Annotated in this window: 13 protein-coding genes; 10 read left to right on the top strand and 3 right to left on the bottom strand. The window is 66.4% G+C overall.

Features of this window, described 5'->3' with window-relative positions; translation table 11 throughout:
• Position 1: 1 nt before the first annotated feature.
• From CEY05_RS17085 to CEY05_RS17070, 4 genes are read left to right on the top strand one after another with little or no spacing between them, the layout of a single operon-like run.
• On the top strand, positions 2-859 hold the full coding sequence (locus CEY05_RS17085) for a branched-chain amino acid ABC transporter permease (RefSeq protein ID WP_088596713.1): 858 nt from the start codon (positions 2-4) through the stop codon (positions 857-859).
• The gene (locus CEY05_RS17080; protein WP_198952814.1) at positions 859-2,817 is read left to right on the top strand and encodes an ATP-binding cassette domain-containing protein; all 1,959 of its coding nucleotides are present in this window, start codon (positions 859-861) and stop codon (positions 2,815-2,817) included. Before CEY05_RS17085 ends, CEY05_RS17080 begins: the two co-directional genes overlap by 1 nt.
• Positions 2,798-3,664 carry an ABC transporter ATP-binding protein gene (locus CEY05_RS17075; protein ID WP_143220484.1) on the top strand — a complete coding sequence of 289 codons (867 nt, stop codon included), beginning with the start codon at positions 2,798-2,800 and terminating at the stop codon, positions 3,662-3,664. The genes CEY05_RS17080 and CEY05_RS17075 overlap by 20 nt, the downstream gene beginning before the upstream one ends.
• Positions 3,648-4,595, top strand: a complete 948-nt coding sequence (locus tag CEY05_RS17070; RefSeq protein ID WP_088596711.1) for an SMP-30/gluconolactonase/LRE family protein — start codon at positions 3,648-3,650, stop codon at positions 4,593-4,595. The genes CEY05_RS17075 and CEY05_RS17070 overlap by 17 nt, the downstream gene beginning before the upstream one ends.
• A gap of 75 nt (positions 4,596-4,670) precedes the next feature.
• On the opposite strand, the gene CEY05_RS17065 is transcribed toward CEY05_RS17070, so the two are convergent.
• Positions 4,671-5,660, bottom strand: coding sequence for an XdhC family protein (locus CEY05_RS17065; protein ID WP_088596710.1), 990 nt, complete (start codon positions 5,658-5,660; stop codon positions 4,671-4,673).
• A gap of 363 nt (positions 5,661-6,023) precedes the next feature.
• Here CEY05_RS17065 and CEY05_RS17060 point away from each other — a divergent pair, with 363 nt between their 5' ends.
• Entirely contained in the window at positions 6,024-6,785 is a 762-nt protein-coding gene (locus CEY05_RS17060; protein WP_088596709.1) for a DUF4239 domain-containing protein, read from the top strand.
• Between the two features lie 220 nt (positions 6,786-7,005).
• Positions 7,006-7,329, top strand: coding sequence for a DUF4148 domain-containing protein (locus tag CEY05_RS17055; RefSeq protein ID WP_088596708.1), 324 nt, complete (start codon positions 7,006-7,008; stop codon positions 7,327-7,329).
• Between the two features lie 296 nt (positions 7,330-7,625).
• Here CEY05_RS17055 and CEY05_RS17050 read toward each other — a convergent pair whose 3' ends face one another.
• Positions 7,626-20,747, bottom strand: coding sequence for an autotransporter-associated beta strand repeat-containing protein (locus tag CEY05_RS17050; protein WP_088596707.1), 13,122 nt, complete (start codon positions 20,745-20,747; stop codon positions 7,626-7,628).
• 861 nt (positions 20,748-21,608) lie between these two features.
• Positions 21,609-22,568, bottom strand: a complete 960-nt coding sequence (locus tag CEY05_RS17045) for a LysR substrate-binding domain-containing protein (protein ID WP_088596706.1) — start codon at positions 22,566-22,568, stop codon at positions 21,609-21,611.
• A 140-nt stretch (positions 22,569-22,708) separates the two neighbouring features.
• Between CEY05_RS17045 and CEY05_RS17040 the strand changes: the two genes are divergently transcribed.
• The 4 genes from CEY05_RS17040 (at position 22,709) to CEY05_RS17025 (ending at position 26,278) form a co-directional block, all read left to right on the top strand.
• Positions 22,709-23,623, top strand: coding sequence for an amino acid ABC transporter substrate-binding protein (locus CEY05_RS17040; RefSeq protein WP_088596705.1), 915 nt, complete (start codon positions 22,709-22,711; stop codon positions 23,621-23,623).
• Positions 23,624-23,725: 102 nt separating this feature from the next.
• Positions 23,726-24,466, top strand: coding sequence for an amino acid ABC transporter permease (locus tag CEY05_RS17035; RefSeq protein ID WP_088596704.1), 741 nt, complete (start codon positions 23,726-23,728; stop codon positions 24,464-24,466).
• Between the two features lie 11 nt (positions 24,467-24,477).
• Positions 24,478-25,167, top strand: a complete 690-nt coding sequence (locus tag CEY05_RS17030) for an amino acid ABC transporter permease (protein ID WP_088596703.1) — start codon at positions 24,478-24,480, stop codon at positions 25,165-25,167.
• A gap of 25 nt (positions 25,168-25,192) precedes the next feature.
• Positions 25,193-26,278: a low specificity L-threonine aldolase gene (locus tag CEY05_RS17025; protein WP_088596702.1), complete on the top strand. Its 1,086-nt coding sequence runs from the start codon at positions 25,193-25,195 to the stop codon at positions 26,276-26,278.
• The last annotated feature ends 76 nt before the right edge of the window (positions 26,279-26,354 follow it).

Here is a 26,354-nt window from a genome sequence, read left to right as displayed (position 1 = left end):
GATGCTCGGTTCCATAATCGCTTCGGGGCTGGCGATGGGCGCGGTGTACGCGCTCATCGGCATCACCTACAACACCATGTTCGCCACGTCGCGCGTGATGAGCTTCACCGCCGGCCAGCTGGGCATGCTGGGTGGCGTACTGGGCTCGCTGTTCATGCTCAAGGTGGGCCTGCCGCCCTGGCTGGCCTTCATCGCGACGCTGGCCGGCTGCGCGCTGGTGGGACTGGTGACCGAGTTCGTGGCCGTGCGTCCGGTGCTCAAGAGCCTGGACCAGCATCTGTACGTGTTGTCGACGCTGGCGCTGGCCTTGATGATCCAGCAGGTCACGGCAATCGAATGGGGCACCGAGCCGCAGCCTTTCCCGCGCCTGTTCAATGTGGGCAGCGGCCTGATGGACGAGAAGTTCTGGCTGCCGGTGGTGGCCTGCGCGCTGGTGGTGCTGGGCCTGGAGTATCTGTATCGCCGCACCCTGGTCGGCATGGCCTTCCTGGCGGTGGCGGAAGACAACTTCGCCGCGCGCGCGCTGGGACTGCCGGAACGGCGCCTGCGCGTGTGGAGCTATGTGCTGGCGGCGGCCATCGGCGGCATCGCCGGTTTCGCCAGTGGGCAACTGATGCTGGCTTTTTTCGCCAACGGCACGCTGCTCAATTTCTACGGCTTCGTGCCGGTCGCGCTGGGTGGCCTGGGCAATAACCGCGGCGCGCTGATCGGAGGCTTGGCGCTGGGCCTGTTCCAGCAGGCGGCCAACTTCACGGTGGGCGGGGTGTTCTCTTCCATCGCCGTGTTCGTGCTGTTCATCGTGGTGCTGCTGGCGGTGCCGCAGGGCCTGTTCGGCAGCGCCACCGCGCGGAGGGTCTGATGAGCGTCGATAGCGAACTGCACACGCGCCGGCCCATGGCGATGACCAGGCGTCCCGGCGCCGCTGCGACACCAGCGGCGTCCGCGATGTCCGCGATGTCTGCAAGCTCCGCCCCACCCGTCCGCCGCCGCGGCGAAGATTGGCGCAAGGCCTGGCCCTTCCTGGCCATCTTCGCGCTGGCCGCCCTGCTGCCGCTGGCGGGCAACAACTACTGGACCGTCATCGCCACGCGCGCGGCCATCTACTGGATCCTGGTGTCGGGCCTGAACCTGGTGGTCGGCTATGCCGGCCAGTTGGCCATCGGCTACGTGGCCTTGCTGACGCTGGGTGCCTACATCACCAGCGTGCTGGCCGCCGGCAATGTTCTGCCGGCCATGCCGCCTTTTCTCGCGCTGGCCTGTGCCGGCGCGGGAGGGGGTGTATTCGGCCTGGTGGTGGGCCTGCCCGCGCTGCGGCTGCGCACCTTCTATTTCGCCATGGCCACTTTGGGTTTCGCCACCATCGTGACGCAGATCGCGCTGGCCTGGGGCGACGTCACGGGCGGCGGCATCGGCCTGTCCGGGCCGGCCATGCCCGCGCCCTTCGACAGCGAAATGGGCCTGTTCTACCTGTGCCTGGGGCTGGCCGTGCTGTGCACCTTGCTGACCGCCAACATCGCGCGCAGCCGCTATGGCAGGGGTCTCATCGCCATCCGCGACGCCGAAGTGGCGGCCGAGGCCAGCGGGATTTCCAAGGTGCGCCTGCTGGCGCTGATCTTCGTCTTTGCCGGCGTGCTGGCCGCCATCGCGGGTGGCCTGTTCGCGTCGCTGCAGACCTACATCACACCGGATGCCTTCACCTTCGAACTGTCGGTGCTGTTCTTCATCGCCATCCTGATCGGTGGGCGCGGCTCGATACTGGGTCCGCTGCTGGGCACCATCATCCTGACGGTGCTGCCGGAACTGGCGGCGCCGTTGGCGGCCTGGTCCAACTTCCTGTACGCGTTGATGCTGCTGGTCATCGTGCTGGCGGCACCGGGCGGCATCGCCGCGCTGCTGGACTTCCGCAGCCGTCGGCCCCTGCCAGCCAATCGCCGCATCGTCCCGGACGCCGCGCCGCTGGACCGGCTGTTGAACCGCGGAAGGCAGGACGGGCGCGGCAATGAAACGGCCAACGGGCACGGGGGCGTCCGCAAGGATGCAGGCAAAGGTGCCGGCAACGGCGCCGAAGGCATCGCCCTGCGCAACGTGGTGCTCAGCTTCGGCGGCGTGCGCGCCATCGACGGCCTGACGCTGACGATCGCACCGGGCCAGGTGCATGGTTTGATCGGCCCCAATGGCAGCGGCAAGACCACCACGCTGAACGTGATCTCCGGTTACTACCGGCCGCAGGAAGGCACGCTGCGGCTGGCCGGCGCGCCGCTGCCCGCGGGCCAGCCCTTGCTGCGCGCGCCGCATGGCATCGCCCGCACTTACCAGACGCCGCGCATCATCGGCGAGGCCTCGGTGCTGGACAACGTCATGATAGGCGGCACGCTGCATGGCCACGCATCCTTCATCGAAACGCTGCTGCGCCTGCCGCGCCACCGGCGCGACGACACCGCCTTGCGCCAGGCCGCGCACGATGCCTTGCAGGCGGTAGGGCTGGCGGCGCTGGCCGATGCGCGCGCCGACCGGCTGCAGCACAGCGAACTGCGCTTCCTGGAGATCGCCCGCGCGCTGGTGCTGCGGCCGGCTTTCCTGCTGCTGGACGAGCCGGCGGCCGGCCTGGCCGCCGAGGAAATCCGCCAGCTCGGCGAACTGATCCGGCACATCAGCCGGCATGGCACCGGCGTGCTGCTGGTGGAGCATCATGCCGACCTGATCTTCGATATCTGCGACCACGTCACCGTGCTGAACCTGGGCCGCGTGCTGGCTGACGGCACGCCGGCGAAAGTGCGTGAACACAAGGAGGTGGTCAGTGCTTACCTTGGTGGATAAAAGCCCGGTTGCAGGCCTGGCTACACAGGCGGACACAGGCGCTGCCGATGACGCTGCCGCCGATCATGCCGCTGTGGATCATGCCGCTGTGGATCCAGCCCGCACGACGGCCGGCACCGCGCCTTTGCTCACCGTGCGTGGCCTGGACGCGGGCTACGGCAAGATCGGCATCCTGCACGGCATCGACATGGAAGTGGGCGCGGGCGAGATCGTCGCCATCCTCGGCCCCAATGGCGCCGGCAAGAGCACCTTGATGCGCGCGGTCTCGGGCCTGCTGCCGCTGACCGCGGGCAGCGTCACCTTCGCGGGCGCCGACCTCAGCCGCACCACGCCGCGTGCGGCGGCCCGTGCCGGCCTGGTGCACGTAATCGAAGGCCATCGCGTCTTCACCCAGCAAAGCGTGATCGACAACCTGATGCTGGCGGGCTACGATGCCCCGCGGGCGGAACGCCGTGCGCGTATCGAGGAAGCGCTGACCTTCTTTCCCGAAATCGCCGCCAAGCGCCATGAGCGCGCCGGCGCCCTGAGCGGGGGCCAGCAACAGATGCTGGTGGTCGCGCAAGGCCTGGTGAAACGGCCCCGCCTGCTGATACTCGACGAACCGTCCGCCGGTCTGTCGCCGGTGCTGGTCGACCGGGTGCTGGCTGTCGCCGGACAGTTGCGCGCGCAGGGCACGGCCATCGTGCTGGTGGAACAGCTGGTGGAAAAAGCGCTGGCCCTGGCCGATCGCGTCTACGCCCTGGCGCAAGGCCACATCGCCATGCAGGCCAGCACCCGTGAACCCGATTTGCCGGCGCGCCTGGAGCGGGCCTATTTTGGAGAACACGGCCGTGTGGCAAACCAGTGAGCGTTATCCCGATCCCCGCATCGAAGTCATCGATCCCCGTTTCGCGCGCTACGTGCATTTCAACGCCGCCGTGGAAAAACTGGGCGAAGGCATGCGCTGGGCCGAAGGTCCGGTGTGGTTCGGCGACGGCCGTTACCTGCTGGTCAGCGACATCCCCAACAACCGCATCATGCGCTGGGACGAGGCCACCGGCCAATTCAGTGTGTTCCGCCAGCCCTCGCGCAACGGCAACGGCAATACGCGCGACCTGCAAGGCCGCCTCATCACGTGCGAGCACGAGGGCCGGCGGGTCACCCGCACGGAGTACGACGGCAGCATCACCGTCCTGGCCGATCGCTACGACGGCAAGCCCTTGAATTCACCCAACGACGTCGTGGTGAAATCCGATGGCAGCATCTGGTTCACCGACCCGCCGTTCGGCCTGGGCGGCTGGTATGAAGGCAAGCGCGCGCAGCAGGAACTGCCCGCCTGCGTCTATCGGCTGGAACCCGACAGCGGCACGCTCACCGTGGTCGATGAAACCGCGCACGGTCCCAACGGGCTGTGTTTTTCACCGGACGAGAAACTGCTGTATCTGGTGCAGTCGCGGGCGCAGCCCAACCGCCTGATCACGGTGCACGAGGTCAGCGCCGACGGCCGCGGCCTGGGCCTGGGCCGCACCTTCATCGACTGCGGACCCGGCACGTCGGACGGCATCCGCTGCGACACCGACGGCAACCTGTGGTGCGGCTGGGGCATGGGCTCGGAAGAACTCGACGGCGTGGCCATCTTCGCGCCGGACGGCACACGCATCGGCCACATCCACCTGCCTGAGCGCTGCGCCAACTTGTGCTTCGGTGGGCTGGACCGCAATCGCCTGTTCATGGCGGCGGGGAAATCGCTGTACGCGCTGTACGTGAACACGCAAGGCGCGCTGCCGCCCCGGCGCTGAATCGCGCGCCACACGGCGGCCACGTTACTGCTCCGGCATCGACAGCAGCCTGGACCGCCGCTTCTGCTACTACTGCTACCGCTGCCGTGCCGTGCTCGGCGGATGGGGCGCACAGGCGGCGGCGCCACCCACCGTGTTGCGCACCCAGATGAGTTCGGCGGCGATCGCCACGGCAATCTCGGCCGGTGTGCGGCTGGCGATGCGCAGGCCCACCGGCCCGTGCAGGCGGGCAATCTCGTCATCGCTCAGGTCGAACAGGCGCAAGCGTTCGCGCCGCTTGGCCTGGTTGGGCCCCGATCCCAGCGCACCGATATAGAACGCCGGCGATTTCAACGCTTCCAGCAACACCATGTCGTCCAGCTTGGGATCATGGGTCAGGGCGACGATGGCGGTGCGTTCATCGGTGCTGATCTCGGCCACCGCGTCATCGGGCATGGTGGTCAGCAGCGTGACGCCAGGGATGTCCCAGCCGGCATGGAATTCTTCGCGCGGGTCGCACACCAGCACATGGAAATCCAGGCTGATGGCGATATTGGCCAAGGCGCGCGCCGTCTGGTTCGCGCCGATGATAAGCAGGCGCCAGCGCGGTCCGTAGACGGCGCGCAAGGTGCGGCCATCGAAGTCCGGCCCATCCAGCGGACCCGCGGGCGTGAGGCTGCTGACGCCCGTCTGCATATCGACGGTGCGCAAGGTCAGCGCATGCCGGGCGATATCGGCCAGGACCAGGTCCAGCCATGCGGTATCGTGCAACGGCTCGACCACCAGGCGCAAGGTGCCGCCGCAAGGCAGGCCGAAGCGTGCCGCGTCATCCGACGTGATGCCGTACGTGACACGTTCAGGCTGGTCCGGCAGGGCGGCCCGCTGCGCGCGCTCGATCAGGTCGTCCTCGACGCAGCCGCCCGACACCGAACCGACCAGCCGGCCATCTTCACGCAGGACGGCCAGCGCCCCGGCCTGGCGTGGCGCCGAGCCCCAGGTCTGCGCCACTGTCAGCAGGTGCACCCGGTGGCCGGCAGCGACCCAGTCGCGCGCCTGGCGCAAGACGTCCATGTCCAGCGAATCCATGATGATGCGTCCTTCCTCGCCTTGTTTCCCATGGCCCGGGTGGCAGCGCACTCCGCGCCGCCTCGGCCATGACAGTGTATCGGGGCATTTGCCATGCCCGTCGTGCGCTCACTTTACCGGAGCCGGCGCAGGGCGTCGATCAACGGTCGATGGGGAACCAATAAGGGGCCGAGCCGGCACCCTGGGGCGTTTCATCCCTTTGCAATGAATTACGGGGACGCGCGTCAAAGCGCAAAACGGCTATCCCGGCGCAAGCGCCATGACCCTGCCCGCATCTCTATGCTGGGTGCGGGGAGAGATCAATGGCGGCACGCCGCCGTAATCGCGGTAAGCCTGTGAAGCTGAGCCTGTGAGCCTGAGCCTATGACCCATTTCCTGATCGCCCTGGGGGTGTTTGCCCTGGTCCTCGCCTGCACCCTGTTCGGCATGTACTTGCGCAAGACCCAGCCGGCGCAACATATGCAGAAGCCTTCGATGAAGGCCATCCAGCTGGCGACCGGGCTGATCGCCACGCTGGCCGCGCTGGTAATGGGCCTGCTGGTGTCATCGTCGAAGCACACGCTGGACACGGTCAACAACGAACTGGTCCACAACGCCGTCAACTTCCTGCAGCTCGATCGCCTGCTGCAGGCCTACGGGCCCGAAGCGCAGCCGCTGCGCCACGAAATCATCCGCGACTATGTGGAGGCGGTGGATCTGCTGGCCACCAGCCGCCGCGACGAAACCGCGCTGCTGGCCGGCCAGGATCGCCTGCATCGGCTGGGCGATTACCAGGTGCGCCTGATGGCCCTGCCCGTCGGCAACGATACGCAGCGGCAGATACGCGACGAGGCCGTGAAATTGCAGGGCGCCATCGTCGCCACGCGCTGGCTGGTGTTGATGCAAAGGGAAGGAACCATCTCGACGCCGCTGATCGTGGTGCTGCTGCTATGGCTGGCCGTCATCTTCACGGCCTTCGGCCTGCAGTCGCCGCCGAATCCCGCGGTGATCTGCGCACTGGTGTTGTGCGGCGTCTCCGCGGCGGGCGCGCTGTTTCTCATCATTGAAATGGGGCAGCCGCTGGACGGTCTCATCCATATCTCGCTGGCGCCGCTACAGGATGCGGTGGCGCGGCTGCAGCCTTAGCAGGGCGTCAAAAAAGGGCCATTGAGAGTCCCTATCGATTGAATAGTTTTTCCACATATAAATATTCGATTAGTGGTTTTTATGGAAAAGTGATTTTGCTCAACCCGGGTTTATCCCTAGTCCTTGCGAGCGCAAAATTCAGTCATCGGGAACAGCAACAGACCTCTCCGGAATTACCCGACACGGTCTGCTCCCACTGACAAGGACTAGGAGAACTGCCATGAAGACCATCGCCACCTCGCTGATCGTTTCGTTTGCCCTGATCGGTGCCGCCCAAGCCGGTACCCCCCGCGGCGACATCGACAACGTGCCTTTCCAAGGTACCTACGGCCAAGCCGATAGCTCGACCAGCCGTGCCCAGATCCAAGCCGAACTGCAACAAGCGAAGAACGAAGGCCTGGTTGCCTTCGGTGACTCGAACAACGTGCCGTTCGCTGCCCAAGCCGATTCCAGCGTGTCGCGTGCCCAAGTCGCTGCCGACGTGGCGAAGACGCCTGGCGCCACCGCCTTCGGCGACACGAACAACGTGCCTTTCCAAGGCTGAACACAAAGAATCGAAGTCCGACTCGCCAGGCGTGCTGGCCTGACGGGTTACCCGGCGAGAGGCGGGAGCAGTTCTTGAAGTCCTCTCGAAGCAGTACGTAGTAGCGGTTCGATGTACCTGTAGTTGTTGTACCTCTGGTTGCTAGACCTGTAGTTTGAAGCAGTGCGAAGCGCAGTACCCGCAGTACGCAGTAACGAGCAGTACGTAGTACCCGTAGGTGCAGTACCCGCAGTACCCATGGCCCCGCTCGCCCCCCTCTGTGCGGGGCCATGGTCTTTCCAGCGTCCCTATCTCTCTCAGAACGACCAGCGCACGTTCACGAAGCCGGCGTTCTGCCGATTGCCGTCGCCGAACTGTCCGCTGTAGCTCACGCCCAGCGTCGCCGACTTCGACACGGCCATTTCCGCGCCCACTTCCGTCACCAGCGCATTGCGTGCGATCGGTGCGCCCTGCACCGTGAACGCCGGCCCCGTATCGAAGGCCATGGTGCGTTCCGGATCCACGCCACCCATCGCATGGCGCCAGCCCAGCGAAGCGCGCAAGCGCGCGGGCTGCCCGGCGATCTCCGTATCCATGCGGCCGCGCAAGCCCATGGTGCTGGTGGTGACGTGCGTACGATCGCTGTCGGCGTGCAAGGCCGCCGAGCCGCCATCTTCTGAGAAGCCGCGCATGCGCTGGTCGGCGTAGGCCAGGCCGGCAAAAGGCTCGACCGATACCGACTCATTCACAGGCACTGAATAACCGACTTCACCGAAGATCTGGGTGGTGTTGCCGGAGTAGTTCGCCTTCAGGTTCTGGTTCTCCGAACCGATCGCCACGTTGCGGCGTGTGCGCAGGTCCTGCCAGGAATAAGCGACCCCGCCCAACACATTCAACGCATTGCCGTTCGGCATGGCAAAGGCCTTGCCGCCGAACAGGGTCAGGCTGTAGCTGTCGACATCGGCCTTGGCATTGCGGCTGTCCATGGAGATGTTGCTGTCCTGGTAGCCGAAGGCAGCACCCATGCGCCAGCCGTCATGCACGTCGACATCGCCACCCACCATCACGCCGCCGGTATCCTGCTTGTAGCTGGGCGCGTTGCCGCCACCGTCCTGATGTTGCCAGTTGCCGATGACGTCCGCCCACACATTGCGGCGGCACGACAGCATGGCCGCGCTTTGCGGATTGCGGTCGTCGGCGCAAGGCTTGCCGTTCTGGTTGGCGTCGCTGTACAGGCTGTCGCGCAGGCGATTCATGGGCATGGTGCGCACGGTCTCGGCACTGCTGATCAGCGCGGACGGCAGGCTGGCATGGCTGTCGCCGGACAGTTGGCGGAAGGTACTCGCCGCATTTTCGCGCGACAGGCCCAACACGCTGGCATACAGCGGAGACGAAGGTGACAGGCCTTGCAGCGCTTCAGCCACCGCGCTTTCGTTAGGCGTCTGCGCCAGTTCGCCGAAGCCGGTCTGGTTGCGCTGGAAGTTGACGTAGACGTTGTTGGGATCGTAGCTGACCGATGAATCGAGGAAGGCCAGATCCGGCAGGGCAGCGGTGGCGAAGGTGCCTTGCACGCCCTGGGCCGCCGTGACCACCGCATAGCTGTTGGTACCGGTGTACTGGAAGCCATCGGCCACCTGCAGCGTGCCGTTCAGCGTGGCGGTGCCGGCCACGCTGAGCGAGCCGGCGGCGGGCGGTCCAAGGTTCACCTGTACGGTACCGGTCGGCGTGTTGGTGAAGTTGCCAGCGACCTGCAGGGTCTGTGCTGGCGCTGTCGCGACGGTACCCGCGTTGAGCAGGCTGTTGATGCGGCCCGCGCCCGCCAGTGCGGCGCCGGAGTTGACCTGTATCGCCGCCGGCAGGTCCGCCGGCGCCCCGGTGGTACCCAGCGCCAACGTACCCTGCGCCACCACGACGTTGCCGCTGAAGGGATTCGAGCCGTTCGCCGTCAAGGTGCCCGCGCCTTGCTTGGTCAAGGAACCGGTGCCCGACAACGTCCCGTTGAAGGTGCCGTCCGTGGCCTGGTTGAACACCAGGCTGGCGTTATCGACGATGTTGCCCTGCAAGCTGCTGGTGTCACCGATCAAGGTGCCGGTGTTGATCTGCGTCCCGCCCGTGTAGGAGTTCGGCTGGGTCAGCGTCAGCGCACCGGCGCCGTTCTTCACCAGTTGTCCGCCACCCGCCAGGCTGCCGTTGAAGCTGCCGTCGCCAGCCTGGTCGAAACGCAGCGTGGTGCCGGCGGCGCTGTTGATGCTGCCTTGCAGGCCGCTGCTGTCGCCGGCCAGCGTACCGCCGGTGATAGTGGTGCCGCCGCTGTAGTTGCTGCCGCTGGCGAGGACCAGGGTGCCGGCGCCGATCTTCGTCAACGCACCGCTGCCCGTCAAGGCCTGGCCCAAGGTGAAGTCCTGACCCGCTGCCGCCACCGAAATATTGCCGCCCGCCGCGCCCACCGTCACGGCGCGGTTGGTACTGGCATAAGCCGCATCGGCAATCGCCAAGGTGCCGCCGTTCAGGTTGACCCCACCGGCCGCGTCGCCCAATTGATTGTCGGCGCTGACCTGCAAGGTGCCGCTGGCCACCGTCGTGCCCCCGCTATACGTGTTGGGCGACGTCAGCACCAGGGTGCCGCCATTCTCCTTCGACAGTCCGCCCGTGCCGGTCAAGGGCACGCCTATGGTTGCCGTCGCGCCCGCGTCCACGCGGATCGGCGTCGCGGCCTGGCTCAGGGCGATCTCCGCGCCCGCGCCACCCGCCAGCGTGTAGCCGTCGGACAGGAACTGCATGCCCGTGACCGTCTTCGCGCCGTCCACGGTGACCGTGCCGCCGGTGCCGGCGAACGCCGCGTAGCGGTCGTTCCATGTCTGGCTGGTGGTACCCGCCGCATCGGTCCAGTTGGTGCCGGTGCCCCAGGTGCCGGAGCCGCCGGAGATCTGGCCATCCGCCAACGTCTTGCTGCCGTTCCAGAACTGGATCTCGCCCGGCGTGGTTTCCACCAGCAGATTGATCTGCTGCGGCACGCTGGTCTGCAATGTGAAGTTGTCGGCCGTGAAGCCCGTCGGCAGGCTGCCGTAGACGATGCCGTTGTCGGTCAGCGTGCCACCGGCTTGGAACAGGTGGTAGATGCCCGTGCCCAGGCTGCCGGCGTTCGCCACGTTGAGTACGCCATCGGCCACCAGGTTGCCCGCCACGGTCACTGCCGTGGTGGGCGTATTCGGCGAACCCAGCGTGAAGTCCAGCTGCGTGGCATTGGACAGGTTCAGGCCACCCGCGAAGGAGATCGGATTCGACGGCGTGCCGGCCACCAGATGCGCGTTGTCACCCAGTGTCACGTCGGACGTCACCACGCCCGAACCGCCCAGGGACGCACCCGCGTCCACCGTCACCAGTCCGCCGGATAGCGTACCGTTGACCAGCAGGCTGCCTTGCGCCACCGTCGTGCCGCCACCGACCTGGTTGCTGCCGTTCAGCGCCAGGGCCGCGCCGCCCTGTTTGACCAGCGTGCCGTTACCCTGGATGTTGCCGTTGTAGGCGCCATTGCCAGTCTGGTTGAACACCACCGTCCCGCTGTTGTCGATATTGCCCTGCAGGCTGGCGCTGTCGCCGACCAAGGTGCCCGCGGCCACCGTGGTGCCGCCGGTATAGCTGTTGGCGCCATTCAAGGTCACCGTGCCCGCGCCGTTCTTGACCAGCCCACCCGCGCCGTTGATGCTGCCGTTGAAGGTGCCACTGGTACCTTGGTCGAAGGCCACGGTCGTACCCGTGCCCGTCGCGATGTTGCCTTGCAGGCTGTCTGTCGTACCTTGCAGCGTACCGCCGGCGACCGTGGTGCCGCCGCTGTAGCTGTTGGTACCGCCCAGGATCAACGTGCCATCGCCGGCCTTGGTCAGCGCACCGCCGCCGGTGATAGTGCCGTTCAAGGTCGTCGTATCGCCCAGCGCGGGCGTGGCCGCGGTCAGGGTGCCGCCGTTCAAGGCAATCGCATTGCCCAGCGTCACGCCGGAAGCCGTCTGCAACGCGCTGTCGGCGTTCACCGTGACAGCGCCTGTCCCCAGCGCGCCGCCATTGCCCGCCACCACCGTGCCGCCGCCCAGCGTGGTGCCACCGCTGTAGGTGTTGGTGCCGTTCAGCGTCAGTGTGCCGGTGCCGGTCTTGTTCAGCGAACCGGCGCCATCGATGGTGCCGCCCAGTGTCAGCGGGTCGCTGCCGGGCAGGGCCAGCGCGCCAGTGGTCGTAATGGCATTGGCCAGCGTCACGTTGCCCTGGCTGCTCAAGGCCGTACCGCCGGCCGCGACCAGCGGCCCCGTGCCCAGCGCCGCGTCGTTGGCGACGATCAAGGCACCGGCATTCAAGGTGGTGCCGCCGGCGTAACCATTGGCGCCCCCGAGGGTCAGCGTGGCAGGTCCATTCTTGACCAGTCCGCCGGTGCCGTCGACGGTGCCCTCCAGGGTCATGTCCTGGCTGCCCAACACCGTGGTAGACCCGTTCAGTTGCACGGCATTGGCCAGCGTGACCGGCTGCGTGCTATCCAGTGACGTCCCATCGGCGGTGACCAGCGTGCCGGTGCCCAGCGCCGAATTGCTGCCGACCACCAGCTTGCCGCCGTTCAGTTGCGTCGCGCCGGCGTAGCCATTGGGGCCATTCAGGGTCAGCGTTGCCGGCCCGTCCTTGACGACGCCGGCGGTACCGCCGATCGAACCCGCAAGCACGAGATCGTTGGTGCCGCGCACCGTCAGATCGCCGTTCAAGGTCGCGTTGTTGGCCACCGTCGCGCCGCCCGCGGCGGCATCGATCTGGGTGCCGGCGGCGGCGATCAGCGCACCGGTGCCCAGGGCACTGTTGCCGCCGACGATGATGGCGCCGTCGTTCAAGTTGGTATTGCCCTGGTAGGTATTGGGACCAGTCAGCGTCAGATCGGCGGCGCCGGTCTTCGTGATGCCGCCAGTGCCGCCCACGGTCCCGCTCAAGGCCAGGGGGCTATCGGTGGCGACGGTCACGTTGCCTTGCAGGTCGACCGTGTTGGTAAGCGTCACCGGCGCGGTATTGGACAAGGTGGTGCCGCCGGCAGCGGTCAACGTTCCCGTACCCAGCGCGGCGCTGTTGCCGACTTGCAACTCGCCACCGGTCAGCTGCGTACCGCCCGTATAGGTGTTGGCGCCGGCCAGCACCAGCGTGCCCGCGCCCGTCTTACCCAGGGCGCCGGCGCCATCGATCGCGCCGCCGACCGTCACGCTGGCGGCGGGGTCGGCGATATCGAAGGTGCCGCCACCTGCCTCCAACGTGACCGGGCGATTGGCCGTGGTGCCGCCAAGCTGGGTCATGCCGGTGCCGGCGATGCGCAGGGTACCGCCGTCGAAGGCCACATTGGTGCCGTCGGCGCCCAGGTTTTCGTTGGCGTCGATCTGCAGCACGCCCCCTTCCACGCGGGTACCGCCGCTATAGGTGTTGGCGCCGCCCAGGATCAGCGTACCGGTGTCGCGCTTGGCGATCGTACCGGTGCCGGTGATGGGCGCATCGATGGTGGCCGTGAGGCCCGGTTCGACGCGTATGCCGACGTTATCGGCGGCGCCGTTGCCGATGATGCTGTTGTTGGCCACCAGCGAGCCGCCATTGACGGCATCCGGGCTCAGGGTATAGCCATCGGTGGAGAACTGCATGCCCGTGATGGTTTGCGAACCGGATACCGTGACAGCGTATGGACCCGCCGCCGGATTGCCCTGGAATACGGCGAACTGGCCGCCCCACGCCGAGTTGGTGTCTCCGTTGGCATTCGTCCAATTGGTGTTGCCGGCGGCGCCGCCCCACGTCCCGTTGCCGCCGCCGATCGTGCCGTTGCCGGTCACGTCGCCGCCATCCCAGAACTGGATTTCGTTGGGCGCGTTTTGATTGAGCAGGTTGACCTGCCCCGCGACCACGGTTTGCAGGGTCAGATTCCCTACATTGACGCCTGCCGGCAGCGTACCGTAAGCAAGCGTGCCGCCAGGGTTCAACAGGTCGCCGCCGTAATCGATGATGCGGTAGACACCCGTGCCGAAGCCACCCACGTCTGTCACATTGAGCGTACCGTTCAGCGTCAGATCGCCGGTGACATTGATCAAGCCGCTGGTGCTGGCCGAACCTAGCCCGGCGTCGATCTGCGAGTTCTGGTTCAACGTCAGGCCACCCACCGTCAGTCCGCCATTGAGCGCATTGACGTTGAGATGGCCAAAGTCCTCCACCGTGACCGCGCCGGTCGCCTGGCCGTTGCCGGACAGCGTGCCGCCGTTGTGCACGATGATGGCGTTGCTCTCCAGCGTGCCATTGAGCGCCAGCGTGCCCGCGTTGATGTTGGTCGCACCGGACAACGTACTGGCGCCGTTCAATGCCAGGGTGCCGGTGCCGATCTTGTTCAAGGCGCCGGTGCCCGTGAGCACGCCGTCGAAGCTGCTGTCCGTGGCGCTGCCCAAGGACAGGACGGCCGGGCTCTGCACGGCCACCTGGCCGCCGCCCGCCAGCGTGGCGATGGACTCGCTGCCGTCCAATTGCAGCGTCGCGCCCGTGTCCACGCGCACCAGACCCGCGCCGGTCAGGGCCTGGCCGCCTTGCGCCACCAGCGTGCCGCCCGCCACGCCAACGGTACCGCCCGCCAGGTTGTTGGCGGCGGTCAAGGTCAATGCGCCCGCGCCGGCCTTTTCCACATTGCCGGCGCCGCTCAGGACGCCTGCGTAGGTACCGTCCGCATCCTGCTGGAAGGTGAGTTGCGTGCCCGCACTGGTGGCCACGCCGCCGCTGCCCAGACTGGCCGCGTTGCCCACCAGCGTCCCGCCTTGCAACTGCGTGCCGCCCGTATAGGTGTTGGCGCCGGCCAGCGTCAGGGTGCCGCCATCCTGCTTGATCAGCGCACCATCGCCCGCGATGGCGCCGCCCACGGTCAGGTCGTTCGCGCCGTTTACCGTGAGGGTGCTGCCGGTACCCAGATTGACCGCGTTGGTCGTCGTCAGGGCACTGGTGGTATTGAGCGTGCCTGCGTTGCCGACCGTCAGCGCGCCGGTGCCCAAGGCCGTCGCGGAACCCAGCGTCAAGGCGCCGCCGTTGAGTGCGACGCCACCGCCGAAGTCGTTGTTGCCAGCGAGGATCAATCCGGCAGTGCCGTTCTTGACCAGCCCGCCCGCGCCGGTGATGTCGCCATCGAGTTCAAGATTGTTGGCGCCCACGACCGTCAGGGTAGTGCCCGCGGCACCGCCCAGCGTGACGTCGTTCTGCAAGGCCGTCGCGACGCCATTGTCCAAGGTGCTGGATGCCGCGACATTCAAGGCGCCGGTGCCCAATGCCTGGCCGTTGCCGACCGCCAGCGTGCCGCCGTTCAGGGTGGTGCCGCCGCCGTAGGTGTTGGCGCCGTTCAGCGTCAATACGCCGGCGCCCAGTTGCGTGATGCCGCCAGCGCCGCCTATGCTCCCGTTCAAGGTCACCGGCTGCGCGGCGGTATCGACATCGAGACCCGCATTCAACTGCACGGCATTGGCCAGGACCAAAGGCGCACTGCCGTTCAGCGTGGTGGCGCCCGCCACCGTAAGCGTGCCGGTCCCCAGCGCCTGGTCGTTGCCCAGCGTCAGCGTACCGCCCCCTATCTGCGTGCCGCCGGTGTAGGTGTTCAGGCCATTGAGCGTCAGGTCGGTGGCGCCGGCCGTCGACAGCGCGCCACCCCCCGACAGCACGCCGTTCAAGGCCAGGGGTGCGCCATTGCCATCGACCGCCAAGGCCGCGCCCAGTGCGATGTTGTTGCCTACCGCCAGCGCAGTGCCTGCAAGGCCGTTGCGTAGCGTGGCGTCGCCCGTCACGGCAAGGCCGCCCGTGCCCAGCGCATTGCCGTTGAGCAGTTGCAGTGTGCCACCTTGCAATACGGTGCCGCCGCTGTAGTCGTTGACGGCTCCGATGGTCAGGGTCGTGGCCGAGGCGTCCTTCACCAGGCCCCCGGCGCCGCTGATGGCGCCAGTGAGATCGACGTCCTGCGGCCCCGTCACCGTAAGGGTGCCGTCCAGCTGCACGACGTTGCCAATGGCCACCTCGGTGCCGCCGGCGGTGCCGCCTATCGCGGCCGGACCGCTGACGACCAATCTGCCGGCGGTGGTCGAACCGGGGGCATTGCTGCCCAGCGCATCGCTCGCCGCCAGCAGCAGCGTGCCGCCTGTCAACGTCGTATCGCCGCCATACGTGTTCGCGCCGGTCAGGGTCAGCGTGTGATTGCCGCCCAGCACCACGCCGCCGTCGCCGCTGATGACGCCGGACAGCGTGGCGTCGTTGTTCTGCGCCACGGTCAGGTTGGTGCCCGCATTGGTGACGGCGATGGCGTTGCCCAGGGCCAGCGCGCTGGCGCTGTCGAGCGCCGCGTTGCCGGTGACGGTCAACGGACCCGCGCCGATCGCGCTGTCATTGCCCAGCGCCAGTGTCCCGGCTTGCAGTTGCGTGCCGCCCGTGTAGGTGTTGACGCCATTGAGCGTCAGGCGATCCGTTCCCGCCTTGACCAAGGGACCGGCACCACTGATCGCGCCATTCAACGTCAGATCGTCGGAACCCCCCGCCGTCAACGCATTGGCGAGCACGATGTCATTGCCCAATACGCGCGTGCCGCTGGCCAGCAGCTGGCCCGTGCCGCTGACGGTCACCACGCCGGAACCGAGCGCGCCATCGTTGCCCAAGGCGATAGTGCCGCCCGCCAGCGTGGTACCGCCGCCATAGGTGTTGGCGCCGTTCAGCGTCAGCGTGCTCGCGCCCGCCTTGATCAGGCTGCCTGTATTGCCCGCGCCACCGCCGACAACGCCATTCAGCGTGAGATTCTGGGTGCCGGTGTTGGTCAGCGCAAAGCCGTCGGCGATCACTACGTTATTGGCCAGCGCCAAGGCGCTGCTGCTGTCCAGCGCCGCCGCGCCGTTCACGTTCAGGACGCCCGCGCCCAAGGCCGTGGCGCTGCCGACGCTCAGCGTGCCGGCATTCAAATCGACCCCGGCCAGTGCGCCGTTGTTGCCGTTGAGCGCCAGCGTGCCCGCGCCGGCCTTGGTCAGCCGGCCGGCGCCCGTCAGGTCCTGGCCCAGGGTGAAAGTATTGTTCGCCGCCGCGATATCCAGCGTGCCGCCGCTGCCTACGCTGATGGCGCGCGTGGTGCCGGTATAGGCATTGCCGTCGATGCGCAAGGTACCGCCATCCAGCGCCACCGCGCTTGCGGGCGCGCCCAGGTTGGTGTCCGCGTTCACTTGCAGGACACCTTCGCTGACGGTGGTGCCGCCCGTATAAGTGTTGTTGCCCGTCAGGATCACGGTGCCGAAGTCGCGCTTCTGCAACGCGCCGCTGCCGGTGATCGCCGAGTTGATGGTGCCGGTCACGCCCGCATCGGCGCGCACGACGTCGGTGCCCGCGGCAAGATTCAAGGCGCCGCCGTTCAAGGTGTAGCCATTGGCGGCGATCTGCAGGCCCGTGATGTTCTGCGTACCGACTACGTTGACCGCGCCACCGGTACCGCTGAAGATCGCGAACCTGGGCACGGTGTTATCCCAGGCCGCGGGAAACTGGCCTGTTGTATTCGTCCAGTTGCCGTTGCCCGCCTGCCAGGTACCCGCACCACCCACCACGGCTCCGGGCGTCGTGGTGGTGCCGTTCCAGAACAGGACGCTGTCGTTGCTGCCGCCCACCACCAGGTTGACCTGGTTGCTGATGCTGGTCTGCAAGGCCAGTTGATCCGGCGTGAAGCCAGCGGGGATGCTGCCGATGGTGAGGCCGTTGTCCACCAGCACGCCGGTGTAGCCGAAGACCCGATAGCTGCCCAGGCCGAACTGGCCCAGGCTCGAACCCGCGCCCGCATCCGTCACGTTCAACTGGCCGTCCAGCGTGAGATTGCCGTTGACCTGTACCAGCGGCTGCGGGGTCGATGTTGCCGCGCCCAAGGTCACGTTGACTTTTGAGCTATCGTTCAACGCCAAGCCGCCCATCGTCAAGGTCTGGCCCTGCGTGGCCGACAGAATGCCGTTGTTGGCCACCGTCACGGGGCCGACGATGCTGCCCGCGCCCGCCAGCGTCGCACCCGCACCCACATTCACCGCGCTGTTGTTGATCGATCCATCGACTTGCAGGCGGCCGTCTTCCACGCCCAGCACGCCCGTGTTGGTACTGGCGCCGGTAAGCACCAGCGATCCGGTACCGCCCTTGGTGATATTGCCGACGCCGCCCAGCACGCCGCCGAAGCTGCCGTTGGCGCCGCTGTCGCCCAGGCGCAGCGTCGCGCCCGTGCCGACATTGACGGCGCCGGTGCCAGCCAGCGTGCCCAAGGCTTCGCTGTCGGTGATGCGCAGTTCCGCGCCGCTGGCCACGTTGACGGCCAGCGCATCGGACAAGGCCTGGCCGCCGCGCGTTTCCACCGCGCCCGTCAGCACGTTCAAGCCGCCGGTGAAGGTGTTGACGCCGCTCAAGGACAGCAGCGCCGTGCCGTTGACGTCGACACTGCCGGTGCCGCTGATGTTGCCGGCATAGGTGCCGGCCGCGTTCTGTACCAGCGCCAGGTTGGCGTTGTTCTGCACGTTCGCGCCCAGCGTGGCCGAGGATGCCTGCACCGTGCCGGCGTTGATGACCAGGCCGCCGTAGGCGTTGCCCGTGCCGTTCAAGGCGAGCAGGCCCGTGCCGTTCTTCACCAGCGTGCCGGCGCCGGTGACGTTACCGGAGAGATTGAGATTGTTGGCGGTGTCGACCGTCAGCGCCGACGCCAGATTGACGTTGTTGGCCAATTGCCGCGTGCCCGCGGCGGCCGCCGTCGTATCCAGCGTGGCAGCGCCTGCCACCGTCAACGGACCGACGCCCAGCGCCGTATCGCTATCCAGCACCAGCCGGCCCGCATTCAGCGTGGTGCCGCCCTGATAGCTGTTGTTGCCGGATACGGTCAGCGTTCCCGCGTCGTTCAGCGCCAGCGCGCCACCGCCTGTGATGGTGCCGGTGGCGCTGCCCAATGCCGTTGCGCCACCGCCCGTCTGGATGCCCAGCGTGGTGCCGCTGCCCAGGCGCACGCCATTGGCCACCGCCAGGTTGGTTGCGGCAAGCGTGGCATTGCCGCCTACGGTCAACAAGCCGCTGCCCAAGGCGCCGGCGTTGCCCAGGGTCAGCGTGCCCGCATTCAGCACCACGCCGCCGCTATTGGTGTTGGCGCCATTGAGCGTCAGGTTGGCGGCGCCGTTCTTGGTCAATTGGCCAACGCCGGTCATGGCGCCGCCCAGGGTCAGGTTGTTGCTGCCGGCGACCGTCAAGGCACCGTTCAGTTGCACGGCGTTGGCCAAGGCCGCCGCGGCCGAGCTATCCAGTGTGGCTGCGCCACCGACGATCAGCGAACCGCTGCCCAAGGCGTTGTTGGCGCCCGCCACCAGCGTGCCGGCGTTCAAGGTCGTGTTGCCGGTGTAGGTGTTCGTGCTGCCCAGCGTCAGGCTGCCCGTGCCGTTCTTCACCAGGGATCCGTTGCCACTGATGCCGCCGCTCAGCGCGAGCGCATTGGTGCCGGTTACCGTCAGCGGCGCGCCCGTGAGGGCGACGGCGTTACCCACCGTCAAGCCACCCAGGCTGTTGAGCGTGGTCGCGCCCGTCACGCTGATCGCGCCGCTACCGAACGGCGTCGGGCTGCCCAGGTTGACGGTGCCGCCAGCCAGCGTGGTACCGCCGCTGTAGTTGTTGATGCCGCCCAGCGTCAGGACGCCCGTCCCGGTCTTGGCCAGCCGGCCTGCGCCGTTGACGGCGCCATTGAGCGCCAGATCGTTCGCGCCGGTGACGGTCAGCGCGGAGCCGTTGTTCAGGATGACGGTGTTTTGCAAGCCGGCGGCGACGCTCGATTGCAGTGTGTTCGCGCCATTGACGGTCACCGCGCCGGTGCCCAGCGCGCTGTTGCTGCCGACGGTCAGGCCACCGCCGCCCAGCGTCGTACCGCCCGCGTAGGTGTTGTTGCCGGACAAGGTCAGCGTGCCCGCACCGGTTTTGATCAAAGCGCCGGTGCCGGAGATGGTGTTGGTCAGGCCGAGGTCCGTGGCGTTCGTCACGGTCAGGTCGCCATTCAAGGCCACCAGGTTGCCGACCGTCATCGCGCTGTTGTTCTGCAGCGTGGTGGTGCCGGCGACGTTCAAGGCGCCCGTACCCAGTGCGGCCCCATTGCCCAAGGCCAGCGTGCCACCGGACAACGTGGTGCCGCCGGTATAGGCATTGGCGCTGCCCAGCGTCAGCGTACCCAGGCCACCCTTGGTCACGCCGCCGCTGCCGGCCACCACGCCGTTCAGGGCCAGGGCATTGCCGCCCTGGACGCTCAGCCCACCCGCGCCCAGGTTGAAGGCGTTGGACAGGGAGACACTGGGGACATTGGCGACGAGCGCGCCACCGCTGACCGCGACCTGGCCCGTGCCGAAAGTGCTGCCATCGTTCAACAGCAGCGCGCCACCGTTGATCGCCGTGCTCTGCGTCGCCAGCGTTCCCGTCACGTTCCAGGTGCCGCTGTTGATGACCAGGTTCTGAAAGTTCTGGTAGACCGCCCCGCTGGCGGTGCCGGTTCCCGTGGTGCCGCTGCCGGTGCCGCTGGCGGCGTTCTGCAGGACCAGCGTATTGTTGCCGCCGGCACCGCCGTCGACCACACCGGGATTGGCGAAGCTCACGCCCAGACTCAGCAGGTCGCCGATGGCCACGTTCAGGATGGTGCCAGTATTGACGACCTGGGATCCCGTCACCGCCGTGAAGGTGTTCCTGCTGTTGATACCCAGATTCACGCCGCCGTCGACCGTCCCCGCATTGACCATGCGGTTGCCCGCGGCGGAGGTGCCCAAAGCGACGCGGCCGACGATGGTGCCGGTGTTGGTCACCGTGATGGGCGCGCCGCCATAGGCGATGATGGCCGGGTTGGCCGACAGGTTGATGGTGGCGCTGACGGCACCGTTCGACGGGCCGCCAATAAACCCGCTGTTGTTGATGTTGATCGAGCCGGCGCTGTTGGCCTGTGCCACGACTCCCACGCCGCCGAGGATATTCACTGACACCAATCCGCCCAGCAGATCAACGCCACTGCCGCGTATCGTCCCGGTGTTGGTGAGGGCAACATTGCCGCCGACGGCATTGCCCAGCGTCACACCAGTCGCGCCCAACTGCAGAAGACTGCCGATGGAAGGATCGATCACGCCGTTGTTGATCACCGTGGCGTTGTTCCCGGTCAGGGAGACAGCGGGCCCAAGCAGCAGCTGTCCTACGGTGCCACCGGAGCCGACGTTGAGCGTCACTCCGTTCAATATGCTGCCGACCGCGGGCGCCAGGGGATTCGCCGCCGTGTTGCAAACGATGCTCACGCCACTGGTCGTGCATGCCGCCCATGTAGCGGTCGGTGTGGCCATCAGGACGCCCAGCAAACGCCAGACATAGTTCGGAACGATAGGGGAACGCGACCGGGCTTTCTGACGAACCAAGCTCATCTGCTACTCCAGGAGTCGTGAAGCGTCCCGCCGCGGCGTCTCCTCCGGTGAGCGGGGCATCCGCCGCGGCCCCCAGGGCGCTGCGGCGGCAAATCAGTCATCACGACGCCTACAGGTTTGGATTACTTCTGTGTGCCGTAATGATGCAATTTCTTTACCTGGACTGACATTCCCATACCGGGGAAACGATCTGGAATACAACTCTCAGCTGAATGCTTCTAATTAATTCTTACGCACGAGGAGACGGGGCTTTTGGGATGAATTTCGTTGCATTTTTACGCCGTAAAGACGAGCGATGAAGAGACAAATTGCTGCCCTACCGTATTTTTCCGAAAAAAAACGAAAGGCCATGTATTTGCTTCACGTTGCCAAGTGCAAGAAATCAGCAAATTGTGATTAATTCGACACGAATAACGCAATTTTTCGATCAAATCAGGCTTGAAAAATTACGCTCGCATGGCACCGACGGGCGCTGCGTAAGCCGACGCCGACGTCACAGACATACTTCGAAACAAGGCGCACGAATAAACCATAAATAAGATGAATAAAAACTTATTCCATCAGTTGATGGACAAGTGATTCCCGGACCTAGGGTTTATCCCCGGCCCGCATCGGCGCAGAATTCAAGTCATGGGGAACGACAGAGAACCCCGAACCATCCTGCGTAGTCCGGCCGCCTGGACCCGCTGAATCCAGGTGGTTGCTCCGGCGGGAGGCGGGGTGGCAGTTCAGGAAGTCCTCCCGATGCAGTACCTCGGCCCCGTCCCCCGGGGCCGAGCCTTATCCGGACCAGCTTTGTCCTCACAAGCATTGCCGGCGAGCTGCTCCATGGACCGGCCTTTCCTGGCCAAGCCTGTTCTTCTACAGCGCGCCAACGCTGCCCTGTTTGCGCCGCGCGGCGCCGTCGTCGAACGCCGCCAGTTCCTCCCGCATGACCTCGCGCGCCAGCTCCGCGAAGACATTCACAAGGCGCGTACGATTGTGATACGGCGGATACAGCAGGCCGATGATCACCGGCACCGCCGGTGAAAATGGCCGCACCTCGATTTCCCCCTCCAGTTTTTCCTCGCCCGCCGCCACGGGATTGATCAGGCTGACGCCCAGGCCGGCCGCCACCAGGGCGCAGATCGACGCGCCCAGGCCAGCCTCGGCGACGATGTGCCGCTCCACCTTGGCCGTCTGGAAGATACCGTCGATACGTTCGCGCAGCGCGCTGCCCATGGGAAAGGAGATGAACGGCTCGCCGACGAAATCGGCGGGCTTGAGCCGCTTCAGGCGCGCCAGGCGGTGGCCGCGCGGCAGCACCGCGACGCAACGGGTATTGATCACGGGCTCTACCTGTACCCCCGGCACGTCGCTGTAAAGCATCGCCAGGCCGGCCTCGCAAAAGCCCGAGGTGATCCAGTCATGCACCGTGCCGGCATTGCCCGACTGGATCGACACCATGACGTCCGGGTACTGCGCCTTGAAGCGCACGACGATGCGCGCCAGCAGCCCGCCGGCCAGGCGCGGCATGGCGGCCACATTCAGGCGGCCCGCCGAAAACGAGCGGATGCTGGCCGCCGCCGACTCCAGTCCGGCCAGGCCGATGAACGTCTTCTCCACCTCGGTGAAGAAGCGCGATCCGTCCAGTGTCGGCGTCAGCCGGCTGCCATTGCGTTCGAACAGGGGGAACTGCGTGATCGCTTCGAGCTGCGCGATCAGCCGGCTCACCTGCGGCTGCGAGGTGTGCATGCGGCGCGCTGCCGCGGTCATCGACCCGGACACCATGATGGCCCGGAAGGCCTCGATCTGGCGCAGGCCCAAGCGTGGATTCGTCATACCAGAACTGTATAGAACGATACAAAAGTGGAATTGGGAAAAACATTACAGGTAAGACATACTTTTCGCCATCCGGACCACTACGAGTCCGGTATCACAGTCCAGCACCGCCAAGGTGCCAGGGAAGACCGGGGAATGACTTGAAAACCACCACTACGTTTGCCGCGGCGCTGCTCGTTGCCGCCACCAGCGCCGCCACGGCGCATGCCGAGGGCGCCAGCCGCCTGGACAAGATTCGCGAGACGGGCGCCATCGTCATCGGCCATCCGGAATCCTCGGTCCCGTTCTCCTACCTGGACGCGACACAGAAGCCGATCGGCTACACGGTGGAAATCTGCCAGGAAATCGCCAAGGCGGTGCAGGCGAACCTGAAACTGCCCAAGCTGGACGTGCGCTACAACCCCACCACCTCGGCCACGCGCATCCCGCTGTTGAACAACGGCACCATCGATCTCGAATGTGGTAACACCACCAACCTGCCGGACCGCCACAAGCTGGTGTCCTTCGCCCCGACGACATTCGTCGCGCAGGTGGTGCTGATGGCGCGCAGGGATGCGGGCGTGGATCCCAACGATCCCGCGACCTTCCGTGGCAAGGCCATCGCGGCCCAGGCCGGCGGCCAGACCTTCCGCCTGATCTCCGAGATCAATGCCAAGAACAACTACGGCATCCAGGTCATCGGCGCCAAGGACACCGGCGAGACATTCCTGATGGTGCAGTCCGGGCGCGCCGCCGGTTCGGCCAATGACGACGGCCTGGCCTACGGTTCGGTGGCTTCGTCCAAGAGCCCCGACGACTTCGTCATCGGCACCAAGGGCCTGCAGCTGGCGCCGTACGGCATCATGGAACCCAAGGACGATCCCGCTTTCAAGAAAGTGGTCGATGACGCCGTCATCGAATTGATGAAGAACGGCAAGATCGCGGCGATCTACGAGAAGTACTTCAACTCGCCCATCCCGCCGCGCAACATCAACCTGAAGTATCCGATGAGCGACGCGCTCAAGCGCGCGCTGGCGCATCCCACCGACTCGGGCGACCCGGCGGCCTACGAATAAGGGCCACGCCGGACCCTGCGTATCGGCACCCTTGCCGCGTGTTAACGCGCGGCAAGGGCGCCGACGCGCCACTACCGGCCCCATCCATTCCTGGATACACGCATGAATTACGACTGGAGCTGGCAGGTCTTTCTGGAGATGTCGCCCGACGGCGTACATAACTTCCTGCAGACCTTGGCCATGGGTGCGGGCTGGACGCTGGCGCTGTCACTATCGACCTGGGTGCTGGCGCTGGCGCTGGGTTCCCTGCTGGCGGTCTTCCGCACGTGCACGTCCCGCGCGCTGCGCGGGTTCGGCACCGTCTATGTGGAACTGTTCCGCAACTGCCCGCTGCTGGTGCAAATGTTCCTCTGGTACTTCGTCGTGCCGGAGATCGTGCCCAAGTCGCTGGGCCTGGCCATCAAGCAGATGCCGCAACCCTGGGGGCAGTTCGTGCCGGCGTTGCTGTGCCTGACGCTGTATGGCGCATCGCGCGTGTGTGAACAGATACGCGCCGGTATCCAGTCGCTGCCGCGCGGCCAGTTCCAGGCTGGCACCGCGCTGGGCCTGAGCCAGCCACAGGTGTACCGCCACATCATCCTGCCCGAGGCCTATCGCATCGTCATCGCGCCGCTGACTTCGGAGTTCATGGGCACCATCAAGTATTCCTCCGTGGCGCTGACCATAGGCCTGCTGGAACTGACCGGCCAGGCGCGCGCCATGCAGGAATTCAGCTTCCACATCTTCGAGGCTTTCAGCGCCGCCACGCTGGTCTACCTGATCATCAACGGCGCTGTGGTACTGAGCCTGCGCGGCCTGGAAAAACGTTTTGCAGTGCCCGGCCTCATCGCCGGCAAGCACTGAGGGGCGCCGTCATGGGTAATTTCGACTTCGGCGCCATTCGCGACGCGCTGCCCTATCTGTTCGGCACGGGCATGACCTTCACGCTGACCCTGACCGCCCTGGCAGGGCTGGCGGGACTGGTGATAGGCACGCTGCTGGCATTGATGCGGCTGTCGCCGCTGAAGATCCTGTCGGTGCCGGCCACGGTCTATGTCAACACCATGCGCTCGATTCCCCTGCTGCTGGTGATCTTCTGGTTCTACTTCCTGGTGCCCTACCTGGGCGCGTGGCTGCTGCGTTCGCCCCGGCCCATCCAGGTGGGCGCGTTCAATTCGGCGGTGATCACGTTTTCGATGTTCGAAGCCGCGTACTTCTGCGAGATCATGCGCGCCGGCATCCAGTCCATCGCGCGCGGCCAGTTCAATGCCGGCATGGCGCTGGGCCTGACGCAACGCCAGACCATGCTCAGCATCGTGCTGCCGCAAGCCATCCGCAATATGGTGCCGGCGCTGCTGACGCGCGTCATCATCCTGTTCCAGGACACGTCACTGGTCTACGTGCTGGCGCTGACGGACTTCCTTGGCGCGGCGTCCAAGATCGGCCAGCGCGACGGCCGCCTGGTCGAACTCTATGTGTTCGTCGCCGTCGTGTACATCGCCATCAGCTTCATCGCTTCGCAGTCGGTCAGGTTGCTGGAGAAGCGCATCATCCCCGCGCGCTGACGCGCAGCTACCCAGAAGAATCCCCATGGCAGCCTCCACTTCCACTTCCGTTTCCGCTTCCGTTCAAACCGAACTTCCCGGCCACTTCGTCGACCTGCGCAGCGATACGGTCACGCGCCCCACCGAGGCCATGCTGGAAGCCATGCGCGCCGCGCCCATCGGCGATGACGGGCTGGACGGCGATCCTTCCGTGCGCCAGCTGGAAAGCACCGTGGCCGCGCTTCTGGGAAAGGACGCGGGCCTGTTCGTGCCCAGCTGCACGATGGCCAACCTGCTGGCCGTGCTGGCACAGACGGCCAGCCACGAGCAACTGGTGCTGGAATCGAATGCGCACATGTACACGTCGGAGCGTGGCGCGGCTACCTTCACCAATCTCTTTTACCTGGCCGTGCCTGGCGTGGACGGCGCCATGGACCTGCAACGCCTGGCCGAAAGCGTGCCAGGGGGCGGCCACAAGCTGAAGACCTCGCTGGTGGCGATGGAGACCTCGCACAACAACGCGGCGGGTGCCGTGCCGTCCCTGGACTACATGCGTGCGGTTCGTGAGATCGCGGCCGCGCATGGCAGCGCGGTGCATCTGGACGGTGCGCGCCTGTTCAACGCCGCGGTGGCATTGGGAGTGGCGCCGGCTGTCATCGCCCAGCACACGGACACCGTATCCCTTTGTCTGTCGAAAGGCCTGAGCGCGCCGGTGGGTGCCGTGCTCAGCGGCCCGCAAGCCGTGATGGAACGTGCCCGTTCACTGCGCCGCATGATAGGCGGCACGCAGCGCCAGGCCGGCCTGATGGCGGCAGCGGGACTGTATGCGGTGGAACATATGGGTGCGCGGTTGGCGCAAGATCACGTGCGTGCGCGCTTGTTGAGCGATGGCGTCAATGCCCTGCAGGGTGTCATCAGCGCCACGGTGCCGCAGACCAATATCATCCAGATCGACGTGTCCCGCAGCGGACGCGACAGCGCCACGTGGGTGCGGGATCTGCAAGCGGCCGGCCTGGCCGTGCGTCCCTGGGGCGCCACGCGCCTGCGCTGCGTCACGCATCGGCATATCGATGACAGCCATATCGAGCGCGCGCTGGCGTCGATACGCGCGGTGCTGGCCGAGGGTGTTTGACAGAGGGCCGTGTAAATCACACGCCCCGCAGCGGCCGTGGGCTTTGGGGGCACCGCCTCCAAAAATAGATAAAACC

The sequence above is a fragment of the Achromobacter sp. HZ34 genome (genome assembly GCF_002209485.1).
Classification (GTDB): Bacteria; Pseudomonadota; Gammaproteobacteria; order Burkholderiales; family Burkholderiaceae_B; genus Bordetella_C.
The sequence above is the reverse complement of the archived record's forward strand: the minus strand, read 5'-3'. Positions and strand labels throughout refer to the sequence as shown.

Bases quoted from the DNA above. Each gene is read 5' to 3' on its own strand.
- CEY05_RS17085 (WP_088596713.1), top strand. From the start codon at position 2: ATGCTCGGTTCCATAATCGCTTCGGGGCTGGCGATGGGCGCGGTGTAC.
- CEY05_RS17080 (WP_198952814.1), top strand. From the start codon at position 859: ATGAGCGTCGATAGCGAACTGCACACGCGCCGGCCCATGGCGATGACC.
- CEY05_RS17065 (WP_088596710.1), bottom strand. From the start codon at position 5,660: ATGGATTCGCTGGACATGGACGTCTTGCGCCAGGCGCGCGACTGGGTC.
- CEY05_RS17060 (WP_088596709.1), top strand. From the start codon at position 6,024: ATGACCCATTTCCTGATCGCCCTGGGGGTGTTTGCCCTGGTCCTCGCC.
- CEY05_RS17055 (WP_088596708.1), top strand. From the start codon at position 7,006: ATGAAGACCATCGCCACCTCGCTGATCGTTTCGTTTGCCCTGATCGGT.
- CEY05_RS17050 (WP_088596707.1), bottom strand. From the start codon at position 20,747: ATGAGCTTGGTTCGTCAGAAAGCCCGGTCGCGTTCCCCTATCGTTCCG.
- CEY05_RS17045 (WP_088596706.1), bottom strand. From the start codon at position 22,568: ATGACGAATCCACGCTTGGGCCTGCGCCAGATCGAGGCCTTCCGGGCC.
- CEY05_RS17035 (WP_088596704.1), top strand. From the start codon at position 23,726: ATGAATTACGACTGGAGCTGGCAGGTCTTTCTGGAGATGTCGCCCGAC.
- CEY05_RS17030 (WP_088596703.1), top strand. From the start codon at position 24,478: ATGGGTAATTTCGACTTCGGCGCCATTCGCGACGCGCTGCCCTATCTG.
- CEY05_RS17025 (WP_088596702.1), top strand. From the start codon at position 25,193: ATGGCAGCCTCCACTTCCACTTCCGTTTCCGCTTCCGTTCAAACCGAA.